Source organism: Mesorhizobium sp. B2-1-1, assembly GCF_006442975.2.
Lineage (GTDB): Bacteria > Pseudomonadota > Alphaproteobacteria > Rhizobiales > Rhizobiaceae > Mesorhizobium.
Genome location: NZ_CP083954.1, coordinates 5,504,009 through 5,517,570, shown reverse-complemented (window position 1 = coordinate 5,517,570; position 13,562 = coordinate 5,504,009). Strand labels below are relative to the sequence as shown.

At 60.2% G+C, this 13,562-nt stretch carries 11 protein-coding genes and 1 tRNA gene; 8 read left to right on the top strand and 4 right to left on the bottom strand.

The annotated features are described in order from the left end of the window. Window positions 1–18: 18 nt before the first annotated feature. The 4 genes from FJ972_RS26835 (at window position 19) to FJ972_RS26820 (ending at window position 6,401) form a co-directional block, all read left to right on the top strand. Window positions 19–684, top strand: coding sequence for a HEPN domain-containing protein (locus FJ972_RS26835; RefSeq protein ID WP_181173499.1), 666 nt, complete (start codon window positions 19–21; stop codon window positions 682–684). 368 nt (window positions 685–1,052) lie between these two features. Next, on the top strand, window positions 1,053–2,327 hold the full coding sequence (locus tag FJ972_RS26830) for a metallophosphoesterase family protein (RefSeq protein WP_140525545.1): 1,275 nt from the start codon (window positions 1,053–1,055) through the stop codon (window positions 2,325–2,327). Next, window positions 2,327–5,848, top strand: coding sequence for an AAA family ATPase (locus tag FJ972_RS26825; RefSeq protein ID WP_140525546.1), 3,522 nt, complete (start codon window positions 2,327–2,329; stop codon window positions 5,846–5,848). The genes FJ972_RS26830 and FJ972_RS26825 overlap by 1 nt, the downstream gene beginning before the upstream one ends. A gap of 112 nt (window positions 5,849–5,960) precedes the next feature. Continuing rightward, window positions 5,961–6,401, top strand: coding sequence for a hypothetical protein (locus FJ972_RS26820; protein ID WP_140525547.1), 441 nt, complete (start codon window positions 5,961–5,963; stop codon window positions 6,399–6,401). A 506-nt stretch (window positions 6,402–6,907) separates the two neighbouring features. Here FJ972_RS26820 and FJ972_RS26815 read toward each other — a convergent pair. Beyond that, window positions 6,908–7,129, bottom strand: a complete 222-nt coding sequence (locus FJ972_RS26815; protein WP_140525582.1) for a helix-turn-helix domain-containing protein — start codon at window positions 7,127–7,129, stop codon at window positions 6,908–6,910. 246 nt (window positions 7,130–7,375) lie between these two features. Between FJ972_RS26815 and FJ972_RS26810 the strand changes: the two genes are divergently transcribed. Next, window positions 7,376–7,780, top strand: coding sequence for a hypothetical protein (locus FJ972_RS26810; protein ID WP_140525548.1), 405 nt, complete (start codon window positions 7,376–7,378; stop codon window positions 7,778–7,780). A gap of 77 nt (window positions 7,781–7,857) precedes the next feature. Here the strand turns inward: FJ972_RS26810 and FJ972_RS26805 are convergent, their stop codons facing one another. The 3 genes from FJ972_RS26805 to FJ972_RS26795 all read right to left on the bottom strand — a co-directional run bounded on the left by FJ972_RS26805 (window position 7,858) and on the right by FJ972_RS26795 (window position 10,326). Then, window positions 7,858–9,045, bottom strand: coding sequence for a tyrosine-type recombinase/integrase (locus tag FJ972_RS26805; RefSeq protein ID WP_140525549.1), 1,188 nt, complete (start codon window positions 9,043–9,045; stop codon window positions 7,858–7,860). Between the two features lie 161 nt (window positions 9,046–9,206). Next, window positions 9,207–9,282: transfer RNA gene (locus FJ972_RS26800), tRNA-Phe, on the bottom strand. Window positions 9,283–9,453: 171 nt separating this feature from the next. Continuing rightward, window positions 9,454–10,326 (bottom strand): helix-turn-helix domain-containing protein, encoded by an 873-nt coding sequence (locus FJ972_RS26795; RefSeq protein WP_140525550.1) that lies wholly within the window; start codon window positions 10,324–10,326, stop codon window positions 9,454–9,456. A 104-nt stretch (window positions 10,327–10,430) separates the two neighbouring features. Between FJ972_RS26795 and FJ972_RS26790 the strand changes: the two genes are divergently transcribed. The 3 genes from FJ972_RS26790 to FJ972_RS26780 all read left to right on the top strand — a co-directional run bounded on the left by FJ972_RS26790 (window position 10,431) and on the right by FJ972_RS26780 (window position 13,556). Next, on the top strand, window positions 10,431–11,702 hold the full coding sequence (locus FJ972_RS26790) for an extracellular solute-binding protein (RefSeq protein WP_140525551.1): 1,272 nt from the start codon (window positions 10,431–10,433) through the stop codon (window positions 11,700–11,702). Between the two features lie 160 nt (window positions 11,703–11,862). Beyond that, a complete protein-coding gene (locus FJ972_RS26785; RefSeq protein ID WP_140525552.1) occupies window positions 11,863–12,723 on the top strand; it encodes a carbohydrate ABC transporter permease in 861 nt (286 codons plus the stop codon). Then, window positions 12,720–13,556, top strand: coding sequence for a carbohydrate ABC transporter permease (locus tag FJ972_RS26780; protein WP_140513329.1), 837 nt, complete (start codon window positions 12,720–12,722; stop codon window positions 13,554–13,556). Before FJ972_RS26785 ends, FJ972_RS26780 begins: the two co-directional genes overlap by 4 nt. The last annotated feature ends 6 nt before the right edge of the window (window positions 13,557–13,562 follow it).

Genomic DNA, 13,562 nt, shown 5'->3' with positions numbered 1-13,562 from the left:
TTTGAGGGGGACTGGGCGATGAAGGATGTTCTCAACCATGCAGCTTTGAAAACCAAGCAGCGCGCCATCCGTGAGGGTTTTCCTGAAACCATGGGCTTGCGTGCACATCGCGCTATCAGTTGGATCGGACGGTCCGAAGCTTGTGACGACGACGATGATGCCCGCTTCATCTTTCTCTGGATTGCGTTCAATGCCGCGTATGCGGATGAGCGGGAATTTCAGTTGGTAGCGCCTGGCGAACGTGCAGCCTTTGTCGACTATTTCGGCATGCTGGTGGCGCGCGACGGGGGTCGACGCATCTACAAGGCGCTGTGGCAGCGATTCTCGGGCCCGGTGCGAATGCTCATGGAGAATCGATACGTCTTCAATCCGTTCTGGCAGCATCACAACGGAATCGACGGGTTCCAAGATTGGGAGGAAAAGTTCAAGGCCTCATCGCGGAGCTTCGCGCAGGCATTCCAGGCGGGCGATAGCGTCCGCGTCCTGAGCTTCGTGTTTGACCGGATGTATGTCCTGCGCAATCAACTGGTCCATGGCGGCTCGACCTGGAACAGTGGTGTCAACCGGACACAAGTGCGAGATGGTGCCGCAATCCTCGCCTTCCTGATGCCGGTCTTCGTGGACTTGATGATGGACAATCCTCAGGAGGATTGGGGACGGCCATTCTACCCGGTTGTCGAGTAGAGTGCGATGCTGCGGCCATGTCGTGGTCGGTTACTTCGCAGATATAGCGGCCATGCAATGTCGGGAAGCCAAGGCGGCATCTGTCATGGGCCGGTGCAGGCAACGCTGCCCGACAACTGGAGTGCGTCCCTGAGGTCGAATACGCCTTTCACCATTGTTCCTTTGGCACCCCATGCTGCCTAGTCGCATTGGGCAGCCTGGAAGCGGCCGATATGGCCAGCTTTGAGTGGAACACCGCGCCGATCAAAGTAAACGTGCTTTTTCCTGGGGATACATGACAGGATTTGGCACCCACCCCCGTTAGACATGCGACCGTGCGGTTCCTTGGGGAATCGTCGGCGGATGATTGGGAGCGGGAGGCTGGGCTAGTGGCGTATCGATTTGTTCACGCGGCGGACATCCATTTGGATTCTCCGCTCCGGTCTTTGGCAATGCGGAGCTCGGAACTCGCCGAATTGATCGGGAATGCGACCCGGCAGGCATTTGTGCGCGTCATCGATCTGTGCCTTCGAGAACAGGTCGACGCGCTGCTGTTGGCTGGCGATCTCTACGACGGCGAACAGACCTCGATGAAGACGGCCCGGTTCCTCGCCGAGCAGGTTCGTCGGCTTCATGAAGCGGGCATTCGCGTTTTCATAATCAGGGGGAATCACGACGCTGTCTCCCAGATCACAAAGGAACTGGTCTTTCCGGAGACGGTGAAGGTGTTCAACGGGCGCGCCGAAGCGATAGCGATCGACCGAGCGCGAGGCGATTTTCCGGTCGTTGTCCATGGACTGAGCTTTGCCGAGCCACACGCGCCGGAAAGCCTCGTGGGCAAGTACAAGCCCGTGATCGACGGCGCCTTCAACATCGGTATCCTTCACAGCAGCCTCTCGGGATCAAGCGGCCACAATCCTTATGCTCCATGCAGCCTTGCCGACCTCCATGCGACGGGCTTCCACTACTGGGCGTTGGGTCACATCCACAAACGATCGGTATTCGAAGGAAAGTGCACCGTGGTCATGCCGGGCATGCCACAGGGACGAGATATCAACGAAGCCGGCGTCAAGTCGGTATCGCTCGTAACCGTTGCTGACGACCTGTCAGTCCGGACCGAAGAGCGCTTCACGAGCGTCGCGCAGTTCGAGCGGGTCGAAGTCGATACGAGCCAGATCGAAGACTGGGCCGGCCTTGTTCGCGAAATCGGAAAGGCGCTCGAATGCACCCGGACGCATGCCGCTTCCGATCAGCTGGTTGCGCGTGTCCGCCTAACGGGTATCACTCCCCTTGCGTGGCGCATGCAGCGCGACTTCGATCTCCTTAGAGCCGAAGCCGATGACCGAGCATCCACGATTGGCCACTGTTGGGTCGAAAAACTCGAGGTCCAGTGCCAGCCGCCATCGGCTTCGCAGTTCGTTTCCGGAGATCCGCTGACGGAGCTGCGACGCCTGATCTCGAACGAAGTAGCAGGCTCGGATGCGTTCAAGGCTACGGCATTCGAGATCGCGGAGGAACTAAGAGGACAGCTGCCTCCCGAATGCCGTCACATACTCGGAGAGGACGAAGCCGCCTTCGACATCATCGTTGCTGATCTGCTGAATGAGGGCGCGGACAACGTAGTCGCACGCCTGCATGCCGACTCGGACGTGGAGGCCACCTGATGCGTATTCGTCGTCTTGATCTCACCCGCTACGGCAAATTCACCGATCACACGATCGATTTTGGTGAGCGCACCAAAGACACCCCAGACCTGCACATCGTGTACGGTCCGAACGAAGCCGGGAAGTCGACCGCACTTGCGGGCGTGCTGGACCTCCTGTTCGGCATTGAGATGCGCAGCTCCTATGGCTTCCTGCATTCTCATCCGTCGATGCGGCTCGGCGCGGCCTTGGACCTGACGACGGGCGAGCGGGAAATCGCTCGCATCAAACGCCCACAGAACAGCCTCCTCGACGCGGATGACCAGCCGATTTCCGAGGCCGTGCTGCGTGGAGACCTCGGAGGCATCGATCGGGAGTCCTACCGCACGATGTTTTCGCTCGACGACGACACGCTCGAGGCCGGCGGCGAAAGCATCCTGGCGAGCGAGGGCGACCTTGGCGAACTCCTGTTTTCGGCCAGCGCGGGCCTGGCCGACCTGAGCCACCGGCTTGGCGACCTAAGAACGGAAGCCGACAGCTTCTACAAGAAGCGTGCTCGGAGTGGAGAACTCGGTGAGCTAAAAAGCCAGCTAGATGCCCTCAAAGACGAGCGGACAAAGATCGACACGCTGGCCAGCCGATATGCCCAGTTGGTCGGCGCGCGAGAAAGTGCGTCGTCACGGTATGAAGAAACGATTGCCGTCCGCGGCCGCATTCAGTCGCGTATCGACGAGATCCAACGTCTACTAGCGGCGCTACCGCGCCTGACGATTCTGCGAGCCGTCCGTGAGAAGCTTGCCCCGCTTGCTTCTCTGCCTGAGGCCACGTCCGGGATGGTAGAGGAGCTTGCGACGCTGCAGAAGGATGACATCGAGTTGGCGACGCGATCCAGAAGCGCGACCGAGAACATCGATGAACTCGCGTCGGATTTGGAAAAGGATTCAGTCGACGATGTTGCGCTGAGACTTGCTGATCGCGCGTCACGGCTGCCCGACCTGCGGGCTCGCCACCTCACTGCGGCGAAGGACATTCCCGAACGTCGATTGCAGATACGCGAGGCCGACGCCGCGATCACAGGGATTCTGCGTCGGATTGGCCGGGAAGACGAGGCCGATCCAGCACGGCTGGTTCTTCGGCCGTCCGTGATCGGCTCCCTCCGCGAACTTATCGAAAGTCGTTCCGGCGTGACGTCGTCGCGGCAGTCAGCTGAAGGCGAGGTTTCAGGCGCCCGGCGCCATTTGGACGAGGCTCGAGAAAAACTCGAGGCAGCGGGACAAGGAACGGGAACCACGTCCTACACCGACGCGAGCGTGGCAGGTCTTGCGACCGCACTAGCTACGCTGCGAGCCGACGACCACGACGTTCGCCTGAGACTGGCTGATCGCGCGCTTACCTCGCATCAGGAGACGCTCTCCACGAGGTTGCGGGGCCTGACACCATGGATCGGGGATCCACTGCAACTTCTCGACATGGCCGTGCCGGACAAGTTTACCGTCGAACGGTGGAAGGCTGACCTGTCAACGGCTCGAAAGACGGTCGAGCGCCACCAGCAGGAGGTTGAGCGTCTGGCATCGGACCAGAAGCACCTGACCGCCGAACTCGATGCGCTGGAAGCCGTCGCAGGCGTGATCACTGACTACGAAGCTGGCACCGTCCGTGCGGCCCGCGAACAGGCATGGGCAGAGCATCGCCGGAAATTGGACAAGAGCACGGCCGACGTCTTCGAAGATACCCTCCGGCGCGACGACCTCGCAACAAACGCCCGCTTTGTGCATGTCAATGAACTGGCGAGACTTCATCAGGGCCTTCAAGCCGCTGCTGTCTTGGGTTCAGACATTAGCCGTGCCGAAGAGTTCCTGGAAGCCGCGAAAACGCACTTCCAAAGCCTCAGCGACGAAATCGCCGGGGCCTTCTTGCGCATCGCGCCGGGCTTTCAGGGAGACACCTCCCCCGAACGGCTTGAGACTTGGTTGGGGTCGCGCGCTCTGGCTTTGGAAGCGTTGTCCACGGTTCGAGCAGCAGAGCGCGACCGCGACGCGGCGAAGGCCGATGGTGCAGCCGTTTGCGATCGTCTGAAGGCCGCCTTGGCCGTGGCTGGCGTGTCGCAGGATCCGAACGCAAGCTTCGAGGCACTGGCGGCATTGGCACGGGCCCTCGTCGACCGAGCATCCGAAATCAAGCAACTCCTGCGAGACTTGGAGGGCCGTCAGCGGGAATTCGCAGACCGCGAGCGTATCCTTGAACGAGCCACCGCGGACGATCAGCGTTGGACATCCGAATGGACAGTGGCATGCTCTGCATCGTGGCTAGGCGATCAAGGCACGCGGTCAGTCGCGGAAGTACGAGAGATCCTGTCGGCGATCGCCGATCTCGGCTCCTTCATAGAAAAGAAAAGTGCGCTGGCAGATCGTGTCACGAAGATGGAGCGAGATCAGGCAGACTTCACTGCCGAAGTGGTTCGCCTCGCGGATGGACTGAGCATCGCTGCACAACAGTCCGCTTCGCTGGATCTCGCCACCGTGATAGAAAATCGCATTCGCGAGGCCGAAACCGCTCGGGACCGCCGCCTTGTGAGAGAGCAGGCTATCCAGATCGCTAAGGAAAGGCAGCGTGACCTGGCTGACGCCATCGCGATCCATGAACGGCGAAAAAGCGAACTCCTCCAGTTCTTCGGAGTATCTTCGCTTCAGGGCATCAGTGTCGTGCTGCAGCAGCTGGAGCGGCGAGCCGCGCTTGGGGATGAAGCTGATTCTGCCGCGGTGGACATCATGAACGCGGTTGGATCACCAACGCTCGACGAAGCTGAACGGTCCCTCGAGAACACTGACCGGGTGGCCCTTGAAACGGAGGCGGCAGAACTCAAAGGCCGTTTCCAGGATCAGGATCAACGGAGTCGAGAACTGTTCACGGAACACAGCAAGGCGGCTGACGCGGTCAGCGCTATAGGAGATGACGATGCTGCCGCTCGGATCGAAGAGCGTCGCCGGACCGTGTCGCTCGAGATCGAAGAAAAGGCTGTCCGCTATCTCAAGCTACGGATTGGAGCCGCGGCGGCAGAACAAGCGCTTCGCATGTACCGAGACCGCCATCGGAGTTCCATGATGGCTCAAGCGTCTAAGGCGTTCCACACGATCAGCCGGGGCAATTACCGTGGCCTCGCCACCCAGCCCGATAGGGACACGGAGATGCTGGTCGCGGTGAGCGCGGACGGCGGATCGAAAATTGCGTCCGCCCTGTCGAAGGGAACGCGGTTCCAGCTTTATCTGGCGCTTCGTGTCGCTGGATATCATGAGTTCGCTTCGTCGCATCGGCCGGTGCCCTTCCTCGCCGACGATATCATGGAAACCTTTGACGATTTCCGGGCCGAGGAAGCCTTCCGGCTCTTCACGGGAATGGCGAATGTGGGCCAGGTGATCTACTTCACCCATCATCAGCACCTGTGCGACCTCGCGCGGAAGGTGTGTCCGAGCGTGACAATCCACGAGCTGCAGCAGACGCCGACCTCGCTGTATCTGGTGGAGAACGGCCGACAGGTTGCCTAGTAAAACATCGATGAGGACTTTACCCATCTCCTGGGTGTCGTCAAACGGGCCTGAAGGGCGCGAGATAAGCGAGACAGTGTTTGAGATGCTGTCATAATCAAAGGCAATCCGGATGACCAATGCACTGGAAGATGCCCTTGCTGATTTGCGGGGCGAAGTTGAAAGCGGGTGTGAGCTTGGCGCTGCAGTAGAGGAGATCGCAGCTGAACACGGACTCAATTCAATACTCTTGAGACGCAAATTCACTGAACGTTTTGGATCGGTTGCCGCTCTGCTTGAAAAGCAGGATCTCGCCAAATCGTCAGCGCGTCCCGAGATCGACTATGAGAAGGTCAAGGCTCTGGTTGAACACCAGTGCAGGCGATTCCGTGTGAAGCCCGACAAGTTTTTTCCATTGAAGGGTAAGACCGAGGTGACGATTACCTCCAGGATGGTTGGCGACCACATGGTTCACGTAGTCGTGGATTTCCATGAATGCGCGGTCATCGAGAGGTCGCGAAATGTCCGCGACTCACTGGAAATGTGGTGGGAGTCCGCAAGAACCAAGTTATGAAACCGTTCATGGTCTTGCCGCCTCCGGAGGAGCCGCAAGCGCGGTCGCCGACCGTGTGGCGTGGTTCGAATAGCCCCCAAAGGGCATCAAGTCCCCCCGGGTTCGTTCGACTTCCTGAACCTTCGGCAACGCAGCATGTCCGCATTTCCGAACGAGGCGGACATCTAGAGGCAGCGTTTCTTTCGGCAGCATACCGCGACTTCATGCTTCGGTCTTGACCCTCCTGCATCTCTGGACGCGCTTCAGGAGCGCATTCGTTGTCTTGAGGGCGGCAGGCACCACGGTCGATCGGTGCTGCCTTTCGGCGTCGGAGACCTCGATCGATTGACAGTCCGATTTGGGGGCGCGAAGCCGCTGTCTGGCATGAGCGAATCAACGGTAGTTCTTGCTATCGCACATCTCAATCTTCGACCAACCAAGATGAGCCCGAAGCCGACGCGCACCGCCGCCCGCGCTACGGTGTTCCTAAAGGGCGAGCTCGCATGCGGCTTTGCGCACGCCTTACTTCAACACCCCTTGTTCGACGCGCGGATCAGGGCTTCTGGGTCCATTCCGAGCGCGTCCGCGATCCGGCCGAGAACCGTGACACTGGCCGATACACTGGCGCGTTCAATCGCTCCAATATAGCGCGCGCTCAGGCCTGATCGCTCGGCCAATTCCTCTTGCGTTAGATGTCGGCTGTTTCTTGCCCGCCGTAAATTGATAGCCAAGGTTTCCTTGAGGTCCATCCCAAGAGATAACTCGGGAATGGAACGATCATTCCAGGAACGATAGTTCCTATTCGTCATTCAGTATGCTATGGAGGGAAACCCCGTCGTCAACGCAAATGGTCATCCGAAATGAATGGTTTTCGCCAAATTGCAGTCTCTATCGGGAACTCTCCCGATCCCGCTTTGAACTTGTGGGCCGACTGGCACCGCGCTCGGCACGTGTCGCTGGTGCTGTGTCGGGTGCAGCAGCGGTTGGAGACGCGAATGATGGTCAATCCCGGAATTCCGGTATTGACCGATGGACAACAGAAAACGCGTCGAACTTCGGTGGCCGCGTCGGAGGAAGGATCGGAATATGCGGTGGTTCGCGAGGCCGAGGTGTTTGCGATGACCGAGGCACTCCGATTTCAGGATGCGATTCCCAACGTCGCGGCTCAGTCTCTCGTGGGTATCGTGGCAAAACTGGAAATGATTGTCGGAGCCGACCGGGACATTGGCGACCCGACGGATTTTCCATGGCCGCACATCGTGTCCGTTCTGCGCGACCTGAAGGCGATTGCTGGCGATCTGCCGGCCTACCGGTTAAACCGGGCTGCTACCCGCGCGGATGTGGCGCGGCATCGGAAAGAAGCAACCAAGCTCGTCGCGGCCTTGGAGGCGCACGGGTGAACGGCTCAAGTACCTATATCGGCAGCGGTCAACGCCAACACGGAAAACAGCGATCCGATCGTGGAATGCGTTTAAGACTAATGGTTCGCCTTCAACGCGTCTAGCAGATCTCCCCACTCCTGCATTAGCGTGACCCGCTGCTCCCAATAGGTCGCTCGGTTGTAGGTCCGCCGGATGGCGTTCCTGTCCTGGTGCGCCAGGACAGCTTCAATCACGTCTGGATCGTAGTCGCGGGCGTTGAGGATGGTGCTGGCGGTCACCCGGAAACCATGGGCGGTCACTTCGTCCTTTCCGTAGCCCATACGTCGTAGCGCAGCGTTCATGGCGTTCTCGGAAAGCGGCCGTTTTGTGGAGCGGATCGAAGGAAACACCAGGCCGCCGTCCTCTGAGAGCTGCCAGACCCCTTCCAAAACCGAAAGCGCCTGTTTGGACAGTGGTACGTCGTGCGGAGCACGCATCTTCATGCGCTCAGCTGGAATATGCCAGACGGCCTTCTTTCGGTCGAACTCGTCGCGGGTGGCGCCCCGTACTTCGCCGGGACGGACACAGGTGAGGGCGAGAAACTGGAGGGCGGCTTTGATGGTTGGCCAGCCGTCGTATTCGTCGACCGTCATCAGGAGCTTGCCGAATTTCTTTTCATCGGTGATAGCGGCACGACCGTTGACTTTTGGCGGCTGGAGAGCGCCCCGGAGGTGTAGGGTTGGATCGGCCTCTGCCCGTAAGGTGACAATGGCCAAGCGGAAGACGCTGCCTATCACGCCGCGTAAACGCCGCGCTGTCTCTCTTCGACCACTCTTTTCGATCTTCTGGAGGAGTTGGAAAATTTCGGCTGGAGTGATCTCGTTAATAGGGCGTTTGGCGAGTGGGCCAGCCAGATCTTCCAGGAGCCATTTGGTTTTGGTGATGGTAGCCGCCGCAGCATCCCGTTCCTCCATCCGCGTGACGTACTCCTCGGCGACCAAGGCGAAGGTGGTGCGTGCTTCCGTGATGGCGGCAGTCTTCTCCTCTTTGCGTTTGATGGAGGGGTTGATGCCGGCGATCAACAGCCTCTTGGCGTCGTCGCGCTTTCCTCTCGCGTCGAGAAGTGACACCAGCGGGTATTTTCCAAAGGAGAGTATATTTTCCTTCTCCAGGTAGCGGTACCGCAGTTGCCAGAGTCTGGAGCCGTTGGTGCGGACGAGGAGATAAAGCCCGTCGCCATCCGCAAGACGATACGGCTTGTCTTTGGGCCTAGCGTTCTTGCAGGCGAAGTCAGAGAGAGACATGGGTAACGGACCTCCCGGGTAATGGGTAACGCCGAAATCGTTACCCACAAACCGATGCGTTGCAACGGTACGCGGTGGGTCACCATAAACCGCCAAACTGGGCTAAGTCATTGATTTGTATTGACTGGTGAGACGTCGTGAGAAGCGATGGGAAAGTGAAATGGTGCCCAGAGGCGGATTCGAACCACCGACACGCGGATTTTCAGTCCGCTGCTCTACCAACTGAGCTATCTGGGCCTGTTCCGGCTAACGAAAACTCGCGCTCCGGATTTCATGGAAGCGCCGTGGGCGTCCCTTGAAAGCGCGTGGGTTATAGCATGGGAATCCGGCCTGTCCAGCGCCCAGATGTGGATTTCCGGCAGGAAAAGAAGTGCCGCCCGATGCGCTGGTTTCCGCGCCACGCCGCCGCTATCTGGCGCCCGCCAATCCCTTGCGAAAATCCGTAGGTGTCATGCCGGCGAGCTTCCGGAACGACTTGTTGAAGGCGCTGAGCGAACCGAAGCCCGAATCCATCGCGACCCTGAGCACATTGGCATCCTGGTGCATGAGCAGCGCCTGCGCATAGCTCAGCCGCAACAGGTTGACATATTCGTTGAGTGTCATGCCGGTCGATTTCTTGAAGATGCTCATGGCGTATTTGGGATGGAGGTCGGCGGCCGCCGCTATGTTCATGCAATCGATGTCGTAGAGGAAATTCTCGGCGATGAAATCGCACATGCGCCCGACATTGCGCGACGACTGCTGGTCGAACGGACTGCCCGCTTCCTGTCCGGCCGCATTTTCCGGCACCAGCCTGTACGGCTCGAACCGCACCCGCTCGAGCCGCAGCAACAGTTCGTTGACGGCGTGCTCCGCCTTGGCCGGGTCGCCGGAGCGGGCGTAGCGGTTCCAGCGGTGGAAATTATCGTTGTCGGACTGATCGGTGGCGCTGGTCACCAGCGTGGCACCCGTCATCAGCCGGTGACGTATGTCAGCCGGCAGATGCAGCCGGAAGAAATGCACCAGCGGCAGATGCGCGCCGGCATAGATGGCGTCGTCGCTCAAATCGTCCATCTGGTGCGGCAGTCCGCCCCAGAACAGACACATCTCACCGGCCGAAAGCGAGATTTCGTGGTCGTTCATGCGGTAATGCACGCTGCCGCGCACGATGAAGTTCACCTCGACCTGCGCATGCCAATGCGGCTTGAGCATCACCAGGGGAGCGGTGTGGAACATCTGCAACAGCAGCGGCATTCCTTCCACGCTGCTGGCGCCAGGCTGGTAAAACGGCCGGTCCGGCATCTTACTTTCCGCCAATTTCGTATTCCCTTTGTCGGGGACAAGCCTTCCGCGCCGCATAGTCTAGCCCGGCTCGCAGAGAGAGCAAATGAAATGGGAGGATTTCAATGCGCATCACACTGTCCTGCGCCGCGCTCGCGCTTGCCTTGGGTTCAGCCCCGGCCTTCGCGCAATCGGGCGAAATCACCATCTGGAGCTGGAACATCGCCGCCTCGTCGCTGAAGGCGACGATTGCCGGGTTCAACAAGCTGCATCCTGACATCAAGGTCACCGTCCAGGATCTCGGCAACCAGCCGACCTATGACAAATCGATCGCCGGATGCGCCGCCGGTGGCGTCGGCCTGCCTGATGTCGTTACCATCGAGAACGGCGAGGCCGAGAATTACTGGAGCCAATTTCCCGATTGCTTTGTCGACCTGCACACGCTGGGCTACAGCGCCGAGGACCAGGCGAAATTCCCCGATTTCAAGCGCACCGAGCTCGAGGTCGGCGACAAGGCCTATGCGATGCCGTGGGATTCCGGCCCGGTCGCCGCCTTCTACCGCCGCGACTTCTACCAAAAGGCCGGCGTCGATCCGGCGTCGATCAAGACCTGGGACGATTTCATCGCCGCCGGCAAGAAGATCCAGGCCGCCAATCCCGGCGTCACCATGACCAACGCCGACTTCAACGGCGACACCGAATTCTTCCGCATGATCTCCAATGAACAAGGCTGCGGCTATTTCTCCGAGGATGGCCAGTCGATCACGGTGAACCAGCCGAAATGCATCGATACGCTGGCCAAGATCAAGGAGATGAAGGACGCCGGCATCATCTCCTCGGCCGACTGGGGCACCAAGATCACCAACAACACCGCCGGCACCGTTGCCACCCAGGTCTATGGCGGCTGGTATGAAGGCACCATCCGCACCGAATCGGCTGGCGAAAACGGCAAATGGGGCGTCTACCTGATGCCGAGCCTTACCGCCGATGGGCCACGCGCCGCCAATCTCGGCGGCTCGTCGCTGGCCATCACTTCGGGGTCGAAGAACAAGGAAGCGGCTTACGAGTACCTGAAATACACGCTCGAAACCAATGAGGGCCAGATCACCATGCTGAAGGAGTTCGGCCTCGTCCCCTCGCTGGTGTCTGCGTTGAACGACCCTTACGTCTCGGACGGCCTGCCCTATTGGGGCGGCCAGGCGGTGTGGAAAGACATCCTCGCCACTCTGCCCAAGATCGTCCCCAGCCGCGGCACGCAGTTCCAGAGCGACGCGGAGATCATCATGCGCGCCGTGCAGACCAAATATCTCGCCGGCGGCTATCCCGACGCCAAGGCAGCCCTCGACGATGCCGCCAGCCAGATCGCGGCGGCGACCGGGCTGCCGGTCAAGTCATAACCTCCCAGACGGGGTCCGGGCAGGCATGCGCCGCCCGGACCCGACCGCGGCCCGCGGGGCTTCCTCGCGGGACGTGTGAAATGTCGCATGTCCCGACCAACCGGTTGCCGCTGCGCGCGGGACCACAGCTTGAAACGCCGACGAGAGAAGGAGGAGCACGATGCGCAACCGCAACGCCACGGCCTATCGTTTCCTCGCGCCCTATTTGCTGATCTTCTCCGTCTTCTGGGTATGGCCGATCATCTCTTCGTTCCTGATCTCGTTCCAGGCGACGCGCACCGTGCCATGGCGCTTTGCACCCGGCTTCAACTGGGGCCGGCTGATCGGCGATCCGGCCTTCTTCAATGCGCTGAAGAACACGCTGCTCATCCTCGTCATCCAGGTGCCCGTGATGATCGCGTTGGCGATGGTGATGGCCGTGCTTTTGAATTCGCCGCTCCTGAGGGCGAGGGGACTTTACCGCTTTGCCTTCTTCGCTCCCGTGGTGGTCGGCGAGGTCGCCTACTCCGCGGTGTTCCGGCTGATGTTCAACCTCGATTTCGGCATCATCAACAAGCTCCTGAACAGCGTCGGGCTGCCAAAGATCGACTGGTTCTCCAATGTCACCCCGGCCATGGCGCTGATCATGATCGCGGTCACCTGGCGCTGGGCCGGCTACAACGCCATCATCCTTCTGGCCGGCATGCAATCCATCCCCGAGGACGTCTACGAGGCGGCGACGCTCGACCGGGTCAGCAAGCTCAAGCAGTTCTTCTTCATCACCTTGCCGCTGTTGAAGCCGGTCATCGTGTTCTGCACCGTGCTGTCGATCATCGGCACCATGCAGCTGTTCACCGAGCCGTTCCTGATCACCGAACGCGGCGGACCTGGCGGCGGCACCGAGACGCTCGGCCTGCTGCTCTATCGCCAGGGCTTCCGGTCGCTCAATTTCGGCTACGCCTCGGCCGTCGCCTACACCATGGCGGGGCTGGCGATCGCCATCACGCTGGTGCAACTGTGGCTGACGAGGGAACCGAAATGAGCTCGCTCGCCTCGGCCAGGCTGAAGCGCAGCCTTTTGCTGCATCTCTTTCTCACGCCACTGGCGCTGATCTGGCTGTTTCCGCTGTGGATGATGGTCGTGTTCTCGACCATGCCGGACAACGGCATCTTCAGCCCCGGCATCGAGTTGCTGCCGCATGGCAATTTCGTGGACAATTTCAACAACCTGCAGCGCGACACCGACTTTGTCGGCGCGATTTTCATCTCCGTCTCGGTGGCGGTCACCTACACTTTTCTGTCGGTGCTGCTGACGTCGATGGCCGGCTGGGCGCTGGCGCGTTACCGGTTCGTCGGCAAGGGCTTGGTCGTCGCCATCATCCTGGGCACCATCACGCTTCCCTATGCGGTGGTGCTGATCCCGCAATTCATCATGGTGGCGCGCGATTTCAAGCTCGCCAATACCTGGGTGGCGTTGATCGTGCCGCCGCTGTTCAATTCGCTGGGCGTGCTGTTCATGCGCCAGAGCTTTTCCATGATGCCCGATGACCTGTTCGATGCCGCCCGCGTCGAAGGCGTGAAGGAGTGGCGCATCTTCGTCTTCATCGCGCTGCCGCTGGCGCGGCCGATGCTGGCCGCCCTTTGCATCATCCTGTTCCTGGCGTCCTGGAACAATTATCTCTGGCCGCTTTTGATCAACAGCCAGCCCGGCGCGATGACCGCACCGGTGGCGCTCGGCACGCTGATCGGCCTCACCAAAGTGTCGTGGGGCGGCATCATGGCGGGCGCGGTAATGCTGACGGTGCCGATGCTGATCGTGTTCGTGCTGCTGCAACGCCATTTCATTGCCGGCATCGCCGCCGGCGCGGTCAAGTAAGGGTAG

Coding starts and splice junctions, on each gene's coding strand:
- FJ972_RS26835 (WP_181173499.1), top strand. CDS start 19: ATGAAGGATGTTCTCAACCATGCAGCTTTGAAAACCAAGCAGCGCGCC.
- FJ972_RS26785 (WP_140525552.1), top strand. CDS start 11,863: ATGCGCAACCGCAACGCCACGGCCTATCGTTTCCTCGCGCCCTATTTG.
- FJ972_RS26780 (WP_140513329.1), top strand. CDS start 12,720: ATGAGCTCGCTCGCCTCGGCCAGGCTGAAGCGCAGCCTTTTGCTGCAT.
- FJ972_RS26795 (WP_140525550.1), bottom strand. CDS start 10,326: ATGCCGGACCGGCCGTTTTACCAGCCTGGCGCCAGCAGCGTGGAAGGA.
- FJ972_RS26815 (WP_140525582.1), bottom strand. CDS start 7,129: ATGGACCTCAAGGAAACCTTGGCTATCAATTTACGGCGGGCAAGAAAC.
- FJ972_RS26820 (WP_140525547.1), top strand. CDS start 5,961: ATGACCAATGCACTGGAAGATGCCCTTGCTGATTTGCGGGGCGAAGTT.
- FJ972_RS26805 (WP_140525549.1), bottom strand. CDS start 9,045: ATGTCTCTCTCTGACTTCGCCTGCAAGAACGCTAGGCCCAAAGACAAG.
- FJ972_RS26790 (WP_140525551.1), top strand. CDS start 10,431: ATGCGCATCACACTGTCCTGCGCCGCGCTCGCGCTTGCCTTGGGTTCA.
- FJ972_RS26810 (WP_140525548.1), top strand. CDS start 7,376: ATGATGGTCAATCCCGGAATTCCGGTATTGACCGATGGACAACAGAAA.
- FJ972_RS26825 (WP_140525546.1), top strand. CDS start 2,327: ATGCGTATTCGTCGTCTTGATCTCACCCGCTACGGCAAATTCACCGAT.